Source organism: Stutzerimonas marianensis, assembly GCF_022810315.1.
Taxonomy (GTDB): Bacteria; Pseudomonadota; Gammaproteobacteria; order Pseudomonadales; family Pseudomonadaceae; genus Stutzerimonas; species Stutzerimonas marianensis.
This window is the reverse complement of the sequence record NZ_JALGRD010000003.1, coordinates 360,658-379,467: the sequence shown is the minus strand read 5'-3', so window position 1 is coordinate 379,467 and position 18,810 is coordinate 360,658. Positions and strand designations below refer to the sequence as shown.

The following is an 18,810-nucleotide window of genomic DNA, read 5'->3' as shown; positions in this document are numbered from 1 at the left end:
TGCCATAGTGGGGTCGATGGCGCGCTTAGCGCACCATCGGCCACAGCCACGAAGCACGACCCTGAAGTTCGAATCTCTCCCTGTTGTTAATCGGCCTCGTGCGCCCTGGGAAAGTAACGGTCCGTTTGCTTAACCGTTCACGCTTTCGTAGTCGCTTCGTTCGTTGTTTCGCCAAGTTGGTTTTAGACCATGCGGGTAGGCGTGCCAACGATGTGCCTGACATGCGGCACGCATCGGTCCGATAAATAGTCTATCCGTCGTCCTGTATTTCTAAGTCAGGAGCCATGTAATGGCAATAAAACTATCAAAAAGCGATTTGGGAAAATTCCGCCAACTGCTCCAGATCGATCAGCATGAACTGAACGCCGACGCACGGTTTGATTCGGAGTCGGACGGTGGGCCCAATCCCCATGATCTATACGATGCAGCGCTTGCTGCATGCAAGGCAATCACCTTATTTATGTTTGCCGAGAGGTCTAGCATCCCGCTTGATAATGTAAGTATCACCATCAATCGGGATAGCAGTGAAGAGCGATCTGGCAAATACCAATTGCAGGTTGATCTGGTGCTAGAAGGGAACTTGGATCCCAGCCAGAGGGAACGCCTCATCAATGTTGCCGCCAAGTGCCCTATTCATAAGCTGATGACAACTGACAAAACAATAATCACTACAAGTTATGAAGGCGCCGCGTAAGCGCTCATACAGGAGACAGTTCATGATCACGATTGCCCGAACAAAGTCGCTGGCTGCAGTTATTGCGCTCGCCACCGGTGTGTCCGTCGCGACGCTTTCAACGGTTGCCCTCGCCGCGTCAGAGTCAAACAGCAAAACGCAGTCTGCCGACTCACTCTCGGTAGTAATGGAATTTCTGTCCAATACCGCTCCCGATAAGGTTGAAGCTGCTGCTGAGAGACTGGTCGCACCAGATGCAACCTACGTTTCCCTCAATTTCGACAATCCGGAACTCAAGGAAATTCTGCCCTGGACAGGCACACGCAAGGGCCCGCAGGCCTACAGCTATACATTTCTGCGAGTTGCAAACTACTGGGATATTGAAGACTTCACCGTCACTGACACGATCGCCTCCGGCGAAGATGTCGCGATATTTGGTAAGTTCACTTACCGGTCCGTAACGGTCGGCCAAGTATTCACCTCACCGTTCTCCATCCTCGCCAAAGTTCGAGATGGCAAGATGACGTATTTCCAGTTCCTGGAAGACACCTATGCTTCTTCCCGGTCGTTTCGGCAGTCTGGCTCTTGGACTGTAAAGACGACTGAAGACACAGCGCCCTTCACCGTGGGAGCGGAGTAACTGCCTAGGGCCGGCGCGAAAGGCGGCGCTCATCGCAACGGCTATCCCCCGGCCCCGGTCGTCTCACACTGCCTACAAGCTGCTCCAGGCCAGACACCCGGCGGCCAGAACTTGCGGTTGCGAAAGCAAGAGGTGTCGATCAGCCGAATGCACTGCTCCCCATCGCCACGCCGAACATCACCAGTACAGCCCCGGTAAGCCGCTTGCCCAACGCTGCCGCACCGGGCCGGGCCAAGCTTTTCGACATTTTTTTTGCGGCTAACGCGTAGGCCGCCGAGACCATGAGCTTGATCAGCAGGAAAAGCAGTATCATGCTCAGCAGCGCCCCGGTATTGGTGTCCTCAGGATCCACAAATTGAGGCAACAGGGCGGCAAAGAACAGAATCGCCTTGGGGTTGCTGATGCCTACTACGAAGGATTTTCGCCATAGCGAGGCGAGTCGCTCGGATGACGCGAGTGCGTCCTCGTTCAGGACGCGGCGGCCCGCCAGACGCAGTTGCTGAACGCCGAGCCAGACCAGATATCCCGCACCGGCAGCTTGTATCGCCATAAACACGCGGGGGTTGGACACCAGCAGCGCGTCGAGGCCCAGCATCGAGCAACTCGCGAGCACAGCAATCGCCAGCAGGTCGCCTGTGAGTATCCACACGGCACGGCTGGGGCCATAGATCACGGCGTTTCTGATCAAAAAGACGGTCGACGGTCCCGGTGAGCCAACCTGAGCCACGACGATGAGTACGAATAGCACATAGTTTATGTTCGACATGGGATACCACTGTCCGAATTAGCCGTGGAGGAGTGGCTACACTAGAACCCCATTGGCTCACTTGGCAGGGCCATATAAACGAGCTGGGTATGGACCATTATGGGGAAAGGCAAAACCACTTCGCCCTTGGATCTTCCCCTGCCCGCAGAGGGCATCGCCAAGACCAAACAAGAGCGCGCTTATCGAGCCATACGTGAAGCGATTCTGAATGGTCTGCTGCAGGCGGAGGATCGCCTGCCGTCCACCCGGTTGCTCGCTCAGCGTTGGGGTATTGCGCGCGGCACGTTGGAAGCCGTATTCGAACGTTTGCAGCTCGAGGGATACATCCTTCGCCAGGTCGGCTCAGGCAGTCGGGTCAGCGCGGTCATCCCCGACAGTTACCTGAAAGCGGTAAGCGATTCCCGCGGCACCGCCCGGGCACTGGGCGCGTCTGCCAGTGTTAGCGACAAGTCTACGCATTCAGGGGCGGACCATCGGGCCAAGGTAGGCGTCCCGTTCGTGGCCCGCCTGGCCAATCCGAAGTTGCTGGCACCCACCGAATGGGCGGAACATCTGCAACGGGCCATGGCGGGGATGACCCTTGATCAAATGTGCAACGTCGAGCCCCAGGGTACGCTGGCGTTGCGTGAACAGATTGCGCGGTATCTACGTAACCACCGCGGTATCGCTTGCCAAGCAGAGCACCTGTTAATCACCAACGGTATCCGCCATGGCATTGATCTGGTAGCGCGTTGCGTACTGCGCCCAGGCGATCACGTGGTTGTTGAAGATCCGGGCTATCCGGCGGTGCACCGTATCTTTGCCCAGGCGGGAGCATCGTTGCTTTATGCACCCATTGATGAGCAAGGCTTGGATCTGCGTGGTTTATCCGATGCGGTTGACTGTCGCTTGGCCTATGTCACCCCGGCGCATCAGTCGCCGCTTGGGGTAATCATGTCAGCCACTCGGCGCCTGGAGCTGCTGGATTGGGCGCAGCGCCATGATGGCTGGATCATCGAGGACGACTACGACAGTGAGTTCAACTACCACCGGGCGCCATTGCCAGCGCTGAAATCCATCGACTCGATGCAGCGAGTGATCTACTGCGGCAGTTTCAATCAGGCGCTGTTCTCCAACTTGCGGCTCGGCTATCTGATCGCACCACCGCAACTACACGATCAGATTCTGACACTTTGGCATACAGTGGGGCGCAGCGTTGGCGTATCCGAGCAACTGGGTCTGGCGGCATTCATGCGAGGCCCTGCGTTCCTTCGCCATCTAAGGCGTGCGCGTCAGGAGTACCAGGGCTTACGCGATATCCTGCTGGAGACCTTGCAAACGCATGCCGCTGGGTGCTTTCGCATCAGTGGTGAGCATGCAGGTTTCCATCTGATCCTGTGGCTCACGCCTGGTCAGAACCAACCTCGTTTGATCGAAGCAGCGAAACAGGCCGGCATACTGCTGCACCCCCTGAGCCAGTTCTGCCATCAGCATGAGTTGGCGCCGGCGTTCGTGCTGGGCTTTGCCGCCCTTACTCGCGCACAGGCAAAAACCGCTTCGTGTAAGCTTGCAGAACTGCTGCAGGTGGACGCAATTTGATGGCTACACGCGGCGATTGCTTATAGCTCGGGATCGCAGCGCAGGATCCCACGAGACGGGAAAATCCAAAGGAATGGCATCTTGATCTCCCGTCCTTCGCATCGCACCAATTATCAGGTGCATCCGCTAAGCCAGTGATGCTATTGAGCACAAGCAAACGCTGGCGAGAGTCTGCTTTTGGCCGAAACCAGCCATCGCCCCCCGTCAGCGATGAACGCGCCCGGGGGTCAAGACGGCACCGGCCGGCTCGATGCGCAGCATGCCAGCGCGACCCGGCCCAGCCGGGTGACGTCTAATCTTGCTCTTTCGCTCTTTTGCTGTTGCTCTAACTCACACCCGTCGGAGCCCCCCGCCCCCCACCGCGACCTCACGCACCTACCTACACCCGGCGTTTGCCGCTACAGTGCAGGCAGCCCCGTAGTCTGTTGCAAGGATCGCCGTCCGGATGGCTTCACCGTCTCAACCCAAAAGCCTGATCTTCGATCTCGAAGTCGCCCCCGGCAAAGCCGACCAACCCGACCGCATCTTCATGGTCGGTGCCCTACGCCCCGATACGGGCGAGGAACTCGAGCGCAAGGTCGACAAGGACCTGCCCAGCGTCCTCGACGCTCTGGACGCGCTAGGGCAGGGCGCCAGCTTCGTGCTCGGCCACAACGTCATCGACCATGACCTGCCGATCCTCAAACTGTGGGCGCCACAGCTGGCTCTCCACCAGCTTCCGGTGATCGACACCCTGCGTCTGTCCCCGTTGGCCTTTCCGCAGAACCCGTATCACCGCTTGGTCAAGGACTACAAACTCATTCGTGACAGCCTCAACTCACCGCTGTCGGACTGCCGCTCCACGCTCACCCTGTTCAACGACCAGCGCCAGGCTTTCGCCGAGCTCAACACGAGCCACCAGGCCGAGCTCCTGTGCTACCAGGCGCTGCTGGCCCCAACGCTCAAAAGCGACCTGGGCTCACTCTTTGCCTCGATCACCGGCCAGGCACCCAAGCGCCTCACCGAACTGCGCAGCCTCATCCCCGAGCTGCTCAAAGAAACCGACCCGACCCTGAGCCGTCCCCTCAAGGTCTGCAGCACCCGCCTGGAGCAACTGCTCGAAACCGCCCTGCTGGACGAGTCCCTGCACTGGCCCCTGGCCTATGCATTGGCCTGGCTGCGCGTCTCGGGCGGCAACTCGGTGCTGGCGCCCTGGGTGCGTCATCAGTTTCCGGGTGTCGGACGGCTGATCGCCGAGCTGCGCGACATACCTTGCGGCCAAGCGCACTGCGGCTATTGCAGCACCACTCACGACCCGCGCCACGAGCTCAAGCGTTACTTCGGCTTCGACGACTTTCGGACCGAACCCGACGGCCGCACCTTGCAGCACGACGTGGTGCTGGCCGGCATGCAGGGCAAGCACGTGCTGGCCATTCTGGCGACCGGGGGTGGCAAGTCGCTGTGCTACCAGCTCCCGGCCCTGAACCGTTTTCACCGCAATGGCAGCCTCACCGTAATCATCTCGCCGCTGCAGTCCTTGATGAAGGACCAGGTCGATGGCCTGCTGGCCCGCAACGTCCAGTGCGCCGCCACCCTCAATGGCCTCTTGACCATGCCCGAGCGGGCCGAGGTGCTGGAGAAGATTCAGCTGGGGGACTTGGGGATTCTGTTGGTCTCGCCCGAGCAGTTTCGCAACAAGGCCTTCCGCCGGGCCATTGCCCAGCGCCAGGTCGGCGCCTGGATCTTCGACGAAGCGCACTGCCTGTCCAAATGGGGCGCAGACTTTCGCCCGGACTACCTGTACGTCTCACGCTTCATCAAGCAATTCACCGGCGACGGTGAGCTGGCCGCCATCGGCTGCTTCACGGCCACGGCGAAGCCCGATGTGCTCGAAGACATCGAGCAGCACTTCAAGGACCAGCTTGGCATTACCTTCGAGCGCTTCATCGGGACCCACGAACGCACCAACCTGCATTTCGAGGTGCTGCCCTGTGCCCGGGCCGAGAAGCGCCACCACACCCAGGCGCTGCTCGAAGACGAACTGGGCCGCCACGAGGGCGGGGCGGTGGTCTTCGTCTCCAGCCGCAAGGGCGCCGAGGAGCTCGCGGACTTTCTGATCGGTCATGGGTGGGCCTGCAAGTACTTTCATGCCAGGCTCGAGCCGCACGAGAAGAAGGACATTCAGGACGCATTCAAGAGCGGCGAGCTCAAGATTATCGTGGCCACCAACGCCTTCGGCATGGGCGTGGACAAATCCGACATTCGCCTGGTGGTGCACGCCGACATCCCTGGCTCGCTGGAGAACTACCTGCAAGAAGCCGGCAGAGCGGGGCGCGACCAGGGCGAGGCCCGCTGCGTCCTGCTGTACGACGCCCAGGACATCGAAAACCAGTTCGGCATGTGCGAGGGCTCGAAACTGACCCTGCGCGACATTCAGCAGATCCTGCGCAAACTGCGCAAGGAGAGTGAGCGGCGCAAGGGCGGCAAGGTCGTCATCACCGCGGGCGAAGTGCTGATGGATGAGCAGGTCGAGACCAGCTTCGAGGCTGGCGAGCGCGATGCCGAAACCAAGGTGGCCACGGCCGTGGCCTGGCTCGAGCGCGGTCAGTTCTTGAAGCGCGAGGAGAACCAGACCCAGATCTTCCCGGCGAGCCTGAAGCTCTCCAAGGAGGAGGCTGACAAGCGTCTGGCCAATGCCAAGCTTCCAGCCCGAAGGCTTGAAGAGTTCAAGGCCATTCTGAGCTTTCTCTATGATGCGAGCGCCGATGAGCGCATCAACACCGATGCCCTGATGGCCCTGACCAGCCTCACCTCCGAAGAAGTCACCGCGACCCTGCGGCAGATGGAGGACCTGGGCCTGCTGGTCAATGACTCCAAACTCACCCTCTACGTGCGCCACGGTGTGGTGGGACCGTCCACACAACGTCTGCAAGCCACGCTGGAGCTGGAGTCGGCGCTGTTCGATCTCTTGCAGGAGCAGGCACCCGAGGCCGAGAGCGGCGACTGGCAGGATCTGAACCTGCCGCTGCTGACCGCAGCGCTCAAAACCGCCACGGGCAATGAGGAACTCATACCGCTGCAGGTGCTGCGTCTGCTCCGGAGCCTGGGTCAGGATCACGACAGCGAGACGCAACTGCGCAGCAGCTTCGAGCTGCGTCAGATCAGCCAGGACTTTCTCAAGCTGCGCATCCGCGGTGGGTATAACTGGCGGGGCATTCAGGGGCTAGGGGAGCGCCGTCGCGCCCTGGCTGCTGTGGTGCTGCCGTTTCTGATTGGCAAGCTGCCGCCGGGATCACGCAGCAAGGATTTGTTGGTCGACACCACCTTCGGCGAGCTCATGGACCTGATCGACCGGGACCTGGAACTGCGCACACGCATCGAGCCGCCACAGCAACGCCGTGCTATCGAGCACGTGTTGCTCTATCTCCACAAACAAGACGTGCTGACCCTCAACCACGGCATGACGGTGATGCGTCGTGCCATGACCATCGAAGTCGATCCGGAAAAGCGCACCGGCTACCTCAAGGACGACTATCAACGCCTGGACGAGCACTACCGCGAGAAGCGTATTCAGGTGCATGTCATGCGCGAGTACGCCGAAGTGGCGCTGGGCTCCATGCGAGAAGCCCGCGACTTGGTCAAACACTACTTCACCCTGGCCAAACAGGAGTTCATTCGCCGCTACTTTGCCGGCCGCGAGGAGGTGCTCAAGCTCGCCACCAGTGAGGAGTCCTGGCGCAGCATCGTCGAAAAACTCAGCGCGGCCCAGCGAGTCATCGTCTCCGATGACGATGACATCAATCGCCTGGTGCTGGCCGGCCCTGGCTCGGGCAAGACACGGGTCATCGTTCACCGCATTGCCTATCTGCTACGCGTACGCCGGGTTCCGGCACGCTGCATCGTGGCCCTGACCTTCAACCGGCATGCGGCCAACGAGATCAAGCAGCGCCTGCTGAGGTTGGTGGGACCCGATGCGTTCGGGGTCAACGTCATGACCTATCACCGCATGGCCATGCGTCTGACCGGTACCCGCTTCGAGCGCGGCGAGACGGTGGAGGAGGTGCGACTGGCCCAGGTGATGAGCGAGGCCGTCGAGCTGCTCGAAGGCAAGCGCCAGGTCGAAGGCGAAGACGACCTGCGCGAACAACTGATGCGCGGGTACCGCTACATTTTGGTCGACGAGTACCAGGACATCGACGACCTGCAGTACCGCCTGGTCAGTGCCCTGGCCGGTCGCAAGGCCGAAGAGGAAGGACGGCTGTGCATCCTGGCGGTGGGCGACGACGACCAGAACATCTACGCCTGGCGCGACACCAACAACCGCTACATCGAGCGCTTTTGCGAAGACTACTCGGCCGCGAAAAGCTATCTCATCGATAACTACCGCTCCAGCGCCCGGATCATCGAAGCCGCCAATAGTGTCATCGGTCGTAACCCGGATCGCCTGAAACAGGATCATCCCATTCAGATCGACACGGCCCGTCGTGAACGACCCAAAGGTGGCGACTGGGAGAGCCTGGATCCGGAGCGGGCAGGGCGGGTGCTGCGTTTGAGGGTCGATGCCGAAGACGATGCACGCGCGAACGTTCAGGCCCAAGCGGCGATGGCCGAGCTGCAACGGCTGCTCACGCTGGACACCGAGGATTGGCAGGGCTGCGCCGTACTGGCGCGCACCCATCAGTACCTGCTCCCGGTTCAGGCGTGGTGCGAGGCGCACGGCGTGCCGTACTGCCTGGCCGCGGACAAGGACAGTGCATTGCCACTTACGGCCCAGCGGGGCTTCGTGCGCGCGGTCGAAGGGCTACGCGCGATCACCGAACCGGTAACGGCGGCCGAAGCATGGACGCGTCTGAGCGAGGCGGCCGTTGTTCCGGATTGGTACGGCTTCTTCATGACCGCATTCGATCAGCTTACCGCCGAGTTTGGCCAATGCCCGCTCGCCGCCCACGCGCTGATCGACTGGCTATACGACTACGCCCGCGAGCTGCGCCAGCAGCCGAAGCAGGGGCTGTACCTGGGCACAGTACACTCGGCCAAGGGTCTGGAGTTTCGACACGTCGTGGTCCTGGATGGCGGATGGTCCGCCCAACCCGACACCCTAAGCGATGAGCGCCGGCTCTATTACGTCGGAATGACCCGTGCCGAGCAGACGCTGACCCTATGTGAATTCCCAGGCGGTAACCCGTTCGCAAGAAGCCTGACCGACGAAGTGATGGGAAAGCGGTTTGTCGGCGAGCCTATGCATGAACTCGACAAGCGCTACCTGCAGCTGTCGCTCAAGGACATCGATCTGGACTTCGCGGGACGTCAGCCGCCGAGCGCAGCGGTCCACAACGCACTGGCGAGCCTGGAACCAGGCGATCCGCTCACGCTCAAGGCCCAGGAAGACCGCTACCTCATCCTGGACACCAACAATCAAGTCGTGGGCCGCACCGCCAAGTCCTTCAAGCTCGACCTCGATGTCGAGCACTGCGAAGTGGCAGCGATTCTGGTACGCCACACCGATCGGTGTGATGAGCAGTACCGGGCCTGGCACAAGTGCGAGCAGTGGGAGTTGGTGGTGCCCCTGCTTATGGCCTGGCAAAGAGAATAAATTTGGGTCGCCCTGACCCACAACTGGTACTCACTGGAAAGATCATGCCTTCAGAGTTATTTGACCTCGTCCCACACGATAAGCGCTGGTTCCCTTGGGCAGAAATCGAAGAGTGCTTCTGGCCCGGCAGAGGGCGACGGTCACATACGATTAATCCGAGCTTGGCCAGCATTAAGAACGCGGCGGGTATCTACTGTATTGCTTGGGCACCTATAACGACGATTCCTGCTCCAGATGAAGAGAATCTGCAATACGTCGGGCAAACGAAAAATTTTAAAGCACGCATGGCTCAGTTTGCCTCATCGGCAGGAATCTTTTGGGAGGACCGTTATGCCGGCCATTCGGCAGCCTGGCGCTGGCCGCAAGGAGAGACTGCTCAAATGCAGATTGCGTTCTTTCCGATCCAGCCCGAGCTGGACCACATGCTAACTGGGCGTTTGTTTTGGTATGAAGCGTTGGCTATAAACGCCTATTTTCAGAAGCACGACAACACGTTGCCACCTCTTAACGTGATCAAAAATCCGGACCCGGTTGCGTTTGTTTAGCAGCTTGCTACTGTGAGCATGAGCCCGGTATTGCCAGGCGCGGAGCCGCCGCTACAAGCACATATGCGCATCATCATGACTGTAAGTCTTTCTGAGGGTAGCTGCGTCGGATCGCTGACAGTGGCGGTCGCGCAATGTAAGCCTTATGTCCAGGCGACAGCTCAAGCTCCCGAGCTGAATCAATGCCTTAAGAAATGGGCACGTCCAGTAGCAAGCAGTAGAGAATGTTAAAAGTAGGCGGGAATCACCTGTAGAAAATATGGGAGCAGAACAATGACGATGGTACACGAACGTACCCGTAGCGTTGTGCGGACACGTGAGTTTTTGCAGGTTCTGTCCAAAGATAAGAGCCTTCCTGAGAGCATACGACGTCAGGCAGAAACACTGCTTAGGCACTACCCAGCAGCAGAATCCATCTGGTTGGCTGGTCGGGTGGAAGCGCGATCAAAGGAAGAACTCTCGCTGTTAGCAGACAAGCATGGTCCCATGCATCCAGTGCTAGTTAGCTGGCTGCTGAGTGATCCTCTTTTCTGTGGCCGCGAGGTCGACTCCATTAGTAACACGAGCTAAAAAGTCCACGATATACCGAGTTTTAGTTCTGAGCGCTTTCTCACTAAACGTTATCAGGGCGTCGGATCCTGAGCCAGCGGGATCCAGGTTATTGGATCTTCACTTCCGGATACTGAAGAGCAAAACAGGTAAAGCGTTCTCCATTTTTGAAGATTACTGCTGGGAATTTTCTATCTTTAGTTCGGTGTACTCAAGAGCTCAGAAAGCAAGAACCTCGAAGTGATAGCGATTTAACATAATATAGCTTATGCGAAATTAGAATACTCACGCTCGATGGCCTCCTGGCGTCTCTGTTGTTGTCCTCGCTGTTCCTGTCACAGCCGCAATCAGACTCCAGGGCAAATTCCCGGACCCGTCGGTGAAACCGCGTAGTCATTGGCAAGGCGCTGGCCTCGGTCGTTACACACAATCGGCTCATCGTCACTATCCAAGAACAAGAGCCGCCCATGAACATGCCCCATAGCGCCGAAGCGAAAGCTGGCCATATCGGCCAACGCCAATGCCGGGTCGAAGATGCCGCGCTGTTACGCGGGCTCGGCCGCTATGCAGACGACGTGGCCACACCGCCCGGCACTCTGCATGCGGCCATAGTCCGCTCACCCCATGCGCATGCTCGCGTACTGTCCGTCGACGCGGCCGCCGCTCTGGCCATGCCCGGGGTGCACGGCGTGCTCACTGGCGACGACGTCAAACGCTGGGCCAATCCATTTCCGGTTGGTGTTCGTGCACCGATGGAACACTGGTGCCTGGCGGTGGACAAGGTCCGCTACGTTGGCGAACCAGTGTGCGTAGTAATGGCCGATGACCGTTATCTCGCTGAGGACGCCCTCGACGCGGTAAAGGTCGAGTACGAGCCTCTGCCGGCAATTGTCGATACGGAAGCGGCCGCCGAGGAAGACGCGCCAGTCCTACACGAGGCGGTCGGCAGCAACGTGGTCAACGAGCGCAACTTCCGGTATGGCGAACCCGAGCGCGCCTTTGCCGAGGCCGCACGGCGTGTATCGATCAAGGTCCACTACCCGCGCAACTCCTGCACGCCGATCGAATGCTACGTGGTGCTTGGCCAGTACCAACCGGCGACCGGTACCTATGACGTGCTCTCCAATTTCCAAGGCCCATACGCGCTGCACTCGGTGATGTCGCGCGCGCTGAATGTGCCTGGGAACCGCCTGCGTCTGCGTACGCCACCGGATTCGGGCGGAAGTTTCGGCATCAAGCAGGGTGTGCTCACCTATATCGTGCTCATGGGCCTGGCCGCGAGGAAGGTCGGCGCGCCGGTGAAGTGGGTCGAGGACCGACTCGAGCACCTGCAGGCCTCCTCCAGCGCCACCAACCGGGTCTGCGAAATCGAGGCGGCAGTGGAAGCCGACGGCCGCGTGCTGGCCTTGAAATATGACCAGATAGACGACTGCGGCGGCTACCTGCGTGCACCGGAGCCCGCCACCTTCTACCGCATGCATGGCAACCTCACCGGCGCCTATGCAATCCGCAACCTGCTGGTGCGTAACCGCGTGGTGCTGACCAACAAGGTGCCGAGCGGCCTGAACCGTGGCTTCGGCGGCGGTCAGGTGTACTTTGCCCTCGAGCGGCTGATGCATCAGGTCGCCGTCGAGCTGGGTCTCGACCCGCTCGAGGTGATCCGTCGCAACCTGGTTCCGGCCGGCGCCTTCCCCTACCGCGCCGCTGCCGGCGCCCTCCTGGATTCGGGTGACTACCCGGCTGCGATCGAACTGGCCGTGCGCGACGGCGGCCTCAATGACCTGCTGCGCCGCCGCGAGCAGGCGCGCGCCGAGGGCCGAATCTACGGCATCGGCTATACCGCCGCGGTGGAACCTTCGATCTCCAACATGGGCTACATCACCACCGCGATGACGCCCGAGGAGCGGCGCAAGGCCGGGCCGAAGAACGGCGCGGTGAGCACCGCCACCGTCAGCGTCGGTCCACTCGGCGACGTCTCCGTGCACGTGTCCTCGACGCCCCAGGGCCAGGGGCACCAGACGGTGGTCGCGCAGATCGTCGCCGAGGTGCTCGGCGTCGCGCTCGAAGGCATCAGTGTCAATGTCGAGCTGGATACCGGCAAGGACGCCTGGTCGATCGCCTCGGGCAACTATTCCAGCCGTTTCGCCGGCGCCGTCGCCGGCTCGGTCTACAACGCCGCGATGCGCATCCGTGAGCGCATGGCCGGCATCGCCGCGGCCATGTGGCAGGTGCCCGCGGAGGATGTGCGCTTCGCCGGTGGCAAGGTTTTCGTCGAGGGCGGGCCGAGCCAGCCGTTCCACCGCATCGCAGGCGCTACACACTGGTCGCCCGGTCTGCTGCCCGAAGGCGAACTCGGCGGGCTGCGCGAGACCGCTTTCTGGAGCCCGCCGCAGTTAACCGCGCCGAGCGACGAGGATTGCATCAACAGCTCGCTGTGCTACGGCTTCATCTTCGATATCTGCGCGGTGGAGATCGACCGGGTCACCGGTGAAGTGCACATCGATCGCTACGTCACTTGCCACGACGCGGGGCGCATCCTCAACCCGATGCTGGTCGATGGGCAGATTCGCGGCGGCTTCACCCAGGCCCTGGGCGTGGCGTTGATGGAAGAGTTCGCCTACGCCAGCGATGGCAGTTTTCTCTCCGGCACCTTCGCCGACTATCTGGTCCCGACCGCACCGGAAGCGGTCGAACCGTTGATTCTGCACATGGAAACGCCCTCTCCGTTCACCCCGCTGGGCGCCAAGGGCGTCGGCGAAGGCAACAACATGAGCACTCCGGTGTGCATCGCCAACGCCGTGGCCGACGCGCTGGGGCGTTCCGACATTCGCCTGCCGCTAACGCCGTCACGGGTGCGCACGATGATCGGCATCGACGAGCCGCCGGCCCCCGAGGGCATGGTGCAGGAGGCGCCCAAGACGGCCGGCGGCTCCAGCCTGCAAGCCGAGGATTCGGTGGAGATCCCCGCCTCGCCGCAGCAGGTCTACGACGCCCTGCTCGACCCTGAAACGCTGAAGGCGATCATTCCCGGCTGCCACGCGCTGGAACTGGAAAGCGAGAACCACTACCGCGCCGACGTCACCGTGGGCGTCGGCATGATTCGCGCTCGCTTCGCCGCCCGGGTCGGCCTGACCGACCTCGACCCGCCGCGCTCGCTGAAGCTGTCGGGCTCAGGCAACAGCCCGATGGGCTCGGCCACCGGCAGCGCGCGGGTGCGCTTCGTCGAGCTGCACAACGGCCACACCCGCCTCGAATACGTCTATGACGCCGCGGTCAGCGGCAAGGTCGCAGCGGTCGGCGGGCGCATGCTGCAGAGCGCCTCGAAGGTGATCATCGGGCAGATATTCACTCGCCTCGCGCAGCGCCTGACCGGAGCGCCGGTGCGCAGCGGGCTGTGGCAGCGCCTGCTCGCCCTGTTCGGCAAGGGAGGTGCGCAATGAAACCGGCCGCATTCGATTACGTCCGCGTCGCCAGCAAGCGCGAAGCGCTTGAAATCCTCGCCGAGCACGGCGAGCAGGCGCGCATCATCGCCGGTGGCCAGTCACTGATGGCGGTGCTCAACATGCGCCTGGCACAGCCGAAGGTGCTCGTCGACATCAACCACGCCGAGGATCTGCACAGCCTGGTGATCGAGCACGGTCACCTGAATGTCGGTGCCGCCGTGCGCCAGGTGGAGCTGATGGAGCGCCCCAGTCTCGCGCAGGAAGTGCCGCTACTGGCTCGCGCCCTCCCCTGGATCGGCCACTTCCAGACGCGCAACCGCGGCACCGTGTGCGGCTCTGTGGCGCATGCCGACCCCAGCGCCGAAATCCCGTTATGTCTGGTGACCCTTGGTGGCCAGGTGGTACTCGAGTCGCTCAAGGGCAAGCGTCGCGAGGTGCCAGCTGTGGAGTTCTTCCAAGGTGTGCTGACCACTGCGCGACGCCCGGACGAGCTGGTCAGCGCGGTGCGCTTCCCGCTGGCCGATCCAGCCGTGCGCTACCGCTTCCGCGAGATAGCCATGCGCCACGGCGATTTCGCTCTGGTGGCGCTAGCCGCCTGCATCCGCGACGACGCGGTCGAGCTCGGCATTGGCGGCGTCTCCGACCGTCCGGTACTGCGCCGCCTGCCGCGTGGCGCGGGTCTGCCTGAAGCACTCAACGCGTTCGCCTGGTCGCTCGGCGCACAGGACGACATACATGCCAGCGCGGCGTACCGGCGTCAGCTGGTGCGCGAGCTTGGCCGGCAACTGATCGAGGAGCAGGACCATGCGCGCGCCCGCTGACCAACGTTTTCCCATCCGCCTGCAACTCAACGGTCGCGACCGTCAGGGACATGCCGAACCGCGCATGCAGCTGTGCGACTTCCTGCGCCACGAGCTCGGTGCCACCGGCGTGCATGTCGGCTGCGAGCACGGCGTCTGCGGCGCCTGCACAGTATTGGTGGACGGCGTTGCCTCCCGCTCATGTCTGATGCTCGCGGTGCAGGCGCACGAGCGGCGCATCGACACCGTCGAATCGCTGGCCCGCGACGATGTAATGAACGATCTGCAACAGGCCTTTAGCCGCCATCACGCACTCCAGTGCGGCTTCTGCACCAGCGGCATCCTGATGTCCTGCGTGGAGTTTCTCGAACGCGTACCGGAACCCGACGAGGTCCAGGTGCGCGACATGCTGTCCGGCCACCTGTGCCGTTGCACCGGTTACTCGGGAATGGTTCAGGCGGTGCTCGAAGTCTCGCGGCAACGCCGTTCCCCACAACAACAAGAAGCCATGGAGAACCCCCATGTTTGATCTAGGACGCAGCTTTCTCGCCGCAGTCGAGCGCCGCCCAGGGGCTGTAGCGATCAGCGACGGTGCGCTGAAGAAAACCTATGAGCAGTGGTTCGCCGACATCCAGCGTGCCGCCCACGGGCTGGAGCGCCTTGGGCTCGGCAAGGGCGACCACCTGGTGGCGGTGATGCAGAACCGCTGGGAAATGGCGACGCTGCACTGGGCCTGCCAGTTCAGCGGCATTGTCATGACCCCGCTGAACTGGCGCTGCACCGCGGACGATCTGGCGTGGTGCTTGGCCGATGCCGACGCTCGCGCACTGGTTCATGACGACTCATCGGCTGAAGCGGTGCTGGCCTGCGGGCGCCTGCAGGTGCCCTGCGTCAGCGTCGGCGATGCCGTGGCCGAAGGCGCCCTGAGCTTCGAGCAACTGTGTGCCGAGGCGCCGGGCGAGAGCATCCTGCGCGCCGGCCCCGAAGACTGGTCGCTGATGCTTTACACCTCCGGGACCACCAGTCGGCCCAAGGGCGTGCCGCGCCGGCACCGTGCCGAGCGCGCGGCGGCGGTGGCGCACGTGGCGCAGAACCTATACGGCCACGAGGAATGCACCTTGGGCGTGATGCCCCTGTATCACACCATGGGCGTGCGCTCGCTGCTGTCGATGACCCTGATAGATGGACACTTCGTATGCGTGCCGAAGTTCGACGTCGAGACCACGCTGGAAGCCATCGAGCGCGAGAAGATCAGCAACCTCTACCTGGTCCCGACGCTCTACCACATGCTCATCGAGCATCCGGCATTCAGCCCCGAGCGGGTCGCTAGCGTGCGCAAGATCGGCTTCGCCGGTGCACCCATGAGCGATGGCCTGATGCGCCGGGTGCAATCGGCCTTCAGTCCCGAGCTGTTCGTCAACCACTATGGCAGCTCGGAAATCTATACCTTCACCATCGACCAGCATGCCGCGCGCAAGCCTGGTTCCTCCGGCCGCTGCGCACTGAATCAGCGCATTCGTGTAGTCGGGCTCGACGCCCAGTCGCCCGTGCAAGTGGCTGAGCCCAACGAGGAAGGCCAGATCATCGCCGACCTGGCCAGCGACGAGGCCTTCGAGGGCTACTGGAAGCGCCCCGACGCGGATGCAAAATCGTTACACGACGGCTGGTATTTCACTGGTGACACAGGTTATTTCGATGAAGAAGGCGACCTTTTCGTTACGGGTCGCGTTGACGACCTGATCATCACCGGCGGCGAGAACGTCAGCCCGGCGGAGATTGAAAACACCCTCTCCTTGCATCCTGCGGTAGAGGAAGTCGCGGTGGTCGGTCTGCCAGACGAGCAATGGGGCAAGCTGATCGCCGCCTTCATCAAACTGCGCTACGTGGTAAGCGAAGAAGAACTCGACGCGCATTGCGTGAGCTCCGGCCTAGCCCGTTTCAAGCGCCCTCGCCGCTACGAATTCATCGAGCAGATTCCCAAATCCCCCGTCGGCAAGATCCTGCGCCGCGTGCTGGTGGCCCAGTACGGCGTTGAGGTCAAGGCCGCCAGCTAACCCCCGATTCGACAAGAGGAACGACCATGAACACTTACACCTCCGAGCAGTTTCTGAACGACGAGTTCGATGGCTTCACCGTCGAGGTCGACACCGCCCGCGAGCGCGCCGACATTATCCTTGGCCGTCCGCCGTACAACATCATAGCCATGAGCCAGCGCGAGACACTGCGCCAGGTATTCGAGGCGCTGGACGCCCACCCCGGCGTGCGCGTTATCGTGCTGCGCGCCCAGGGTGAGCACTTCTCTAGCGGCGGCGACATCAGAGGCTTTCTCGAGGCCTCGCCGGAACACGTCTCCAAGCTGGCCTGGAACGTGGCCGCGCCCGAGCGCTGCAGCAAGCCCGTGATCGCCGCCAACCGCGGCTACACCTTCGGCGTCGGCTTCGAACTTTCGCTGGCGTGTGACTTCCGCATCGCCTCGGAGACGGCCCGTTATGCCCTGCCGGAGCAAAACCTCGGGCAAATACCGGGATCGGGCGGTTCGGCGCGCCTGCAGAAGATGATCGGCATCGCCCGCACCAAGCACATGGTCATGCGTGCCAAGCGAGTCTCCGGCCAGCAGGCCTACGATTGGGGCTTCATCACCGAATGCGTGCCGGATGCCGAACTGGAAAGCACCGTCGATGCGCTGGTTGACGAACTGCGCCGCTTCTCGCCGCTGGCCCAGCGCACGGCGAAGAAGCTGATCAATGACAACGAAGATGCGCCGCTGAAAGTTGCCATCGAAATGGAAGGCCACTGTTACAGCCGCCTGCGCAGCTCGGCTGATTTCAAGGAAGGCGTCGAAGCGTTCCACGGCAAGCGCCCCGCCGTGTTCCGCGGCGAGTGATTTGCGCGGCACCTGAGCCGCTACTTGCACGCGTGCCGCCCGCTTGGGCGGCACTCGGCGAACGACCGAACGCAAACAACAACAAGCGAAGGCGTTGCCATGACCCAGAACCTGTCCCACCCAGCAGTCGATATTCCGACTGCCGCCGATAAGCCCTCGCTGCGCCGGGCGCTCAACTCCAAGTCCATCAGCGCCGGGGTGGTCGCCGCCCTCTTCGGCTGCACCGGCCCGGCATTGGTGGTGATCAATGCCGCCGAAGCGGGCCGTCTGAGCAACGCCCAGACGGTCGCCTGGCTGTTCGCGGTTTACGTGCTCGGCGGTCTGATCAGCCTGTTTCTGGCGCTACGCTACCGACAACCGATTTGCGGCGCCTACACGATTCCCGGCGCGGCCATCCTCGCGGCGTCGCTCACGGTCATCCCCTTCAGCGACGCTGTGGGCGCATTCATCCTGAGCGGCGTGCTGGTGTTCCTACTCGGCATCACCGGACTGATCGGCCGGCTGATGCGCTGGCTGCCTATGCCGATCGTGATGGCGATGATCGCTGGTGCGCTGATTCGCTTCGCCACGGGAGCCATCGATGCCATCGTCAGCGCGCCGCTGATCGCCGGTGTCGCTGCCCTGAGCTTCTTCCTGGTCACCCGCTTCACCCGTGCGGTGCCGCCGGTCTTGGTCGCCGGGGTGGTCGGGCTGGTACTTGCCTTTGCGCTCGGCCAGTTGCAGCCCGCGGACGTGAACATCGCCTGGGTGATGCCGTCGCTCACCGCACCGACCTTCTCGCTCGACGCCGTTCTCGCCATCACCATTCCACTTACCGCGCTGGTGATCGGTGCCGAGAACGCGCAGGCCACCGGCGTATTGCTGACCGAGGGCTACCGCCCGCCGGTCAATGCGATGACCGTGATCAGCGGCGTCGGCGGTATGCTGGCCGGCATGCTCGGCGGGCACAATGCCAATATCGCCGGGCCCATGACCGCCATCTGCTCCTCCGAGCAGGCTGGCGATGACCCGCGCCTGCGCTATGGAGCCGCCTTGGTCAATGGTGCGCTGTTCGCGCTGTTCGGATTGTTCGCCGGGCTTGCGGTGCCCTTCATCCTCGCTTTTCCCAAAGCGCTGATCGTCGTAGTGGCCGGCTTGGCGATGATCGGCGTGCTGCTCGGTGCGTTGCAACAGGCTTTCCAGAAAGGCGGTGCGTGCCAGATCGGCGCCTTCGTGGCATTGGCCGTGGCGATGAGTCAGTTCTCGCTGCTGGGCATCAGTTCGCCGTTCTGGGCACTGCTGTTCGGCGTCGCGGTGTCCTGGTTGCTCGGGGAGGTTCGTCACACCCCGAACGCAAGCTAGAGCGCTGCCTGATGGCCTG

Annotated in this window: 13 protein-coding genes; 12 read left to right on the top strand and 1 reads right to left on the bottom strand. The window is 62.1% G+C overall.

The window, feature by feature from the left end; genetic code table 11:
• Nucleotides 1-289 precede the first annotated feature (289 nt).
• Nucleotides 290-694: an OsmC family protein gene (locus tag MST27_RS07370; protein WP_243605353.1), complete on the top strand. Its 405-nt coding sequence runs from the start codon at nt 290-292 to the stop codon at nt 692-694.
• A gap of 22 nt (nt 695-716) precedes the next feature.
• Nucleotides 717-1,313, top strand: coding sequence for a nuclear transport factor 2 family protein (locus MST27_RS07365; protein ID WP_243605352.1), 597 nt, complete (start codon nt 717-719; stop codon nt 1,311-1,313).
• 139 nt (nt 1,314-1,452) lie between these two features.
• On the opposite strand, the gene MST27_RS07360 is transcribed toward MST27_RS07365, so the two are convergent.
• Nucleotides 1,453-2,079: a LysE family translocator gene (locus tag MST27_RS07360; protein ID WP_243605351.1), complete on the bottom strand. Its 627-nt coding sequence runs from the start codon at nt 2,077-2,079 to the stop codon at nt 1,453-1,455.
• 126 nt (nt 2,080-2,205) lie between these two features.
• On the opposite strand from MST27_RS07360, the gene pdxR reads away from it, so the two are divergent.
• From pdxR to MST27_RS07315, 10 genes are all read left to right on the top strand, one after another.
• Nucleotides 2,206-3,657 (top strand): MocR-like pyridoxine biosynthesis transcription factor PdxR, encoded by a 1,452-nt coding sequence (pdxR, locus tag MST27_RS07355; RefSeq protein WP_243605350.1) that lies wholly within the window; start codon nt 2,206-2,208, stop codon nt 3,655-3,657.
• Between the two features lie 445 nt (nt 3,658-4,102).
• The gene (locus tag MST27_RS07350) at nt 4,103-9,229 is read left to right on the top strand and encodes a RecQ family ATP-dependent DNA helicase (protein WP_243605349.1); all 5,127 of its coding nucleotides are present in this window, start codon (nt 4,103-4,105) and stop codon (nt 9,227-9,229) included.
• A gap of 44 nt (nt 9,230-9,273) precedes the next feature.
• A complete protein-coding gene (locus tag MST27_RS07345) occupies nt 9,274-9,774 on the top strand; it encodes a hypothetical protein (protein WP_243605348.1) in 501 nt (166 codons plus the stop codon).
• Nucleotides 9,775-10,047: 273 nt separating this feature from the next.
• Nucleotides 10,048-10,344: a BPSL0761 family protein gene (locus MST27_RS22510; RefSeq protein WP_338052429.1), complete on the top strand. Its 297-nt coding sequence runs from the start codon at nt 10,048-10,050 to the stop codon at nt 10,342-10,344.
• Nucleotides 10,345-10,790: 446 nt separating this feature from the next.
• Complete coding sequence (locus MST27_RS07340; RefSeq protein WP_243605347.1) at nt 10,791-13,763, top strand: xanthine dehydrogenase family protein molybdopterin-binding subunit; 2,973 nt, start codon at nt 10,791-10,793, stop codon at nt 13,761-13,763.
• A complete protein-coding gene (locus MST27_RS07335) occupies nt 13,760-14,587 on the top strand; it encodes an FAD binding domain-containing protein (protein WP_243605346.1) in 828 nt (275 codons plus the stop codon). The genes MST27_RS07340 and MST27_RS07335 overlap by 4 nt, the downstream gene beginning before the upstream one ends.
• Nucleotides 14,571-15,095 (top strand): (2Fe-2S)-binding protein, encoded by a 525-nt coding sequence (locus MST27_RS07330; protein WP_243605345.1) that lies wholly within the window; start codon nt 14,571-14,573, stop codon nt 15,093-15,095. Before MST27_RS07335 ends, MST27_RS07330 begins: the two co-directional genes overlap by 17 nt.
• Complete coding sequence (locus MST27_RS07325; RefSeq protein ID WP_243605344.1) at nt 15,088-16,620, top strand: AMP-binding protein; 1,533 nt, start codon at nt 15,088-15,090, stop codon at nt 16,618-16,620. Before MST27_RS07330 ends, MST27_RS07325 begins: the two co-directional genes overlap by 8 nt.
• A 26-nt stretch (nt 16,621-16,646) precedes the next feature.
• Nucleotides 16,647-17,450, top strand: coding sequence for an enoyl-CoA hydratase/isomerase family protein (locus MST27_RS07320; protein WP_243605343.1), 804 nt, complete (start codon nt 16,647-16,649; stop codon nt 17,448-17,450).
• A gap of 99 nt (nt 17,451-17,549) precedes the next feature.
• Nucleotides 17,550-18,791, top strand: a complete 1,242-nt coding sequence (locus MST27_RS07315; RefSeq protein WP_243605342.1) for a benzoate/H(+) symporter BenE family transporter — start codon at nt 17,550-17,552, stop codon at nt 18,789-18,791.
• Nucleotides 18,792-18,810 lie beyond the last annotated feature (19 nt).